The following is a 2285-nucleotide window of genomic DNA, read 5'->3' as shown; positions in this document are numbered from 1 at the left end:
CTGTGATACGTTCAATCCATGCTTGACGACGTTGTTCTCTCGTGGTCATGTGGCAACCTCCTTCATTGGGTTGCCTTCATTTTCTCATGAATGGTTTGGACGTTGAAGGTGGGCTGGATTTGATGCTTACTTAAATCCCACTTACATGCAAATGAATTTGACGGCCAGTGAACACTTATCTCCCCAGAAACTCTCATCCTAAGGTTTTCAAGAATGTTTAAGATATCAACTATCATCAGGCTCATGTCGTATTTGTACCCTATTGGGATACAAATGGTCTTCCACATAATTATCACATCTTCTGTCGAAAGAGGAAACACAGTCTCAAGAGCATCAGACAAGGATGATATATCTTCATCATATTCCCCAGTAAATCTGGGACATCCTGCTTGAATTCTAAAATCCATCGACAGTCTCATTTTTTCTATGGTGCAGGATAACCATGATATGTACCCGAACCATTATTTCTTACCCAGATTCTTGTTGCAGTCACTGTAGAACCATCAGGCATGTATACTTTGGATGTAGAACCGCTAGGTAGATCAAACCATGCACCTTCACCAGACTTTAATGTTGCTGCTTTTTCACCTGCAAACTCTAAATCTGATTTGCTCCACTGCCCTTGAGGTAATCCTAACTTTTTAGCCATTGCCGGTCCTTCTTTCCAATCGACTCCATGTTCCCGCTCTTAAGATATTTGGCCTCAGGGCGTAAACCACAATCCCCGATATTATGAATCCAGATTCGTAAGTCACTTACAAAGTAAGTATGGAAATCATCACAAGTAAAGATGTATACCTTTACTTTTTCATCGTGATGTACAATTTCAATGTTATCAATCTTTAGATGGTTTCCGTTGCATTGGAATAACTCATCGCCCACCTTCAAATCAACAGCAAGCACCCATCCCTTTCCATCTATCCAAAAATGGATGATTATCAGTTGTCTCAATAATTTGATTGCCAACTGACAATTTATATGTTGTATCTTTCTCGTTACGATGAAGTGCACTAACTTCCTTGCAAGCCTGCTTACCTGTTTCTTCATTCTTCTAGAGAACCTTATCTCCGACCTCAATGTCTTCGATATTTTTCTCCCCTCGTTAGTTATAAACTTTAACTCTATATAAGTTGAACTATTGAATATCCTGATTAAAACCTAACACAAAGACGGTCGATGATGGTCAAAAGGGTTTTCATTATCTCATCCATGAATTGTTGCACGTTGGCGAATCTCTTCGACTGTGTGGTAAAAAACGTTGTTAATGACATCTGATTTGAGCCATTTCCACAAACCTTCGACAATATTGAGTTTCGGGCTGTATGGAGGCAAGAATACAAGTTCAAGTCGATCTTTCATCTCGTCCGGAATGGTGCGAGTAGCTTTGCATGATGAATTCTAGCATTGTCTAATACGATCACGATTTTGTCTTTGGGATAGGCGGTGATGACTTTAAATCTAAAAAGGTCTCGGCTGTATACTGTTCATCTTCCTGCCACACCAGCTTGCCTGTTGCGTAATCGACGGTTGCAAGAAGCTTTACACCGCGATGTTTGCCTGTGGTTTGGATGATACGCTGCTTGCCGCGGAGAAACCACGTTTTTTGAATCGTTTGGTAATCGCGGATCATGGACTCGTCTTCAAATAGCAAATGGTCGATTTCGTCATTCATGTATCTTTTTTTAAATGCGGAAACGTAGCTTCTGAAAATACCCTTTGTTTTTCTTCATCAGCCGCTGCCAAGGTATAGGTTGGTTTGGTGTAGCTTAGTCCCTGACGGTGCATCATTTTGGAGATGCCACGAAGCGAATACGACTGGCCAAATTCCTGTTTGATATAGGCAGCAATGATCTCCAGTGTCCAATTGTGCCGTGCAGTAAAACCCACATCATGCGGAATGGAGCCCACAATGATCTGCTTCAACTTTTCCTGCTGTTCTTGGGTTAGTCGGACAGGTGCGCCTGGAGAATGGTTCAATTGCAGACCAGGAAGTCCTCCTGTTTTATAAGCCTAGATGTAACCCTTTACCGTTTTTGCATTTCGGTTGATGATAAGGTCAATCTGCTCCACTTCGGTTCCTTGCAGAAACAAATAAAGTGTCTGGTACAGTTCGTACATCCGATGATCCTTTGCTTTTTTCATCGCGGTTTCGATTTCTTGAAACCTGAATCCGTGACCAATCTCTAATCTGGTTCTTTATACGGATGGAATTAATACCAGCCACATCCAATTGAATCTTTGGGTAAATGAGGGTAACTCAAAGTAGAACCCTCGTCTAACAGCGT

At 41.5% G+C, this 2285-nt stretch carries 3 protein-coding genes and 1 pseudogene; all 4 read right to left on the bottom strand.

All coding sequences use genetic code 11. The features are described 5' to 3' along the window. Nucleotides 1–62 precede the first annotated feature (62 nt). Entirely contained in the window at nt 63–407 is a 345-nt protein-coding gene (locus AC2TDN_RS26400; RefSeq protein ID WP_482069772.1) for a hypothetical protein, read from the bottom strand. 17 nt (nt 408–424) lie between these two features. After that, nucleotides 425–649, bottom strand: a complete 225-nt coding sequence (locus AC2TDN_RS26395) for a hypothetical protein (protein ID WP_482069771.1) — start codon at nt 647–649, stop codon at nt 425–427. Then, a complete protein-coding gene (locus AC2TDN_RS26390; RefSeq protein ID WP_482069770.1) occupies nt 634–1047 on the bottom strand; it encodes a polymorphic toxin-type HINT domain-containing protein in 414 nt (137 codons plus the stop codon). The genes AC2TDN_RS26395 and AC2TDN_RS26390 overlap by 16 nt, the downstream gene beginning before the upstream one ends. Before the next feature lie 104 nt (nt 1048–1151). Then, nucleotides 1152–2142 (bottom strand): annotated as a pseudogene (locus AC2TDN_RS26385) (IS630 family transposase). Between the last annotated feature and the right edge of the window lie 143 nt (nt 2143–2285).

Source organism: Paenibacillus sp. Y660 (genome assembly GCF_057221575.1).
This window is presented reverse-complemented; position numbering and strand designations above follow the sequence as displayed.

Coding starts and splice junctions, on each gene's coding strand:
- AC2TDN_RS26390 (WP_482069770.1), bottom strand. CDS start 1,047: ATGAAGAAACAGGTAAGCAGGCTTGCAAGGAAGTTAGTGCACTTCATC.
- AC2TDN_RS26395 (WP_482069771.1), bottom strand. CDS start 649: ATGGCTAAAAAGTTAGGATTACCTCAAGGGCAGTGGAGCAAATCAGAT.
- AC2TDN_RS26400 (WP_482069772.1), bottom strand. CDS start 407: ATGGATTTTAGAATTCAAGCAGGATGTCCCAGATTTACTGGGGAATAT.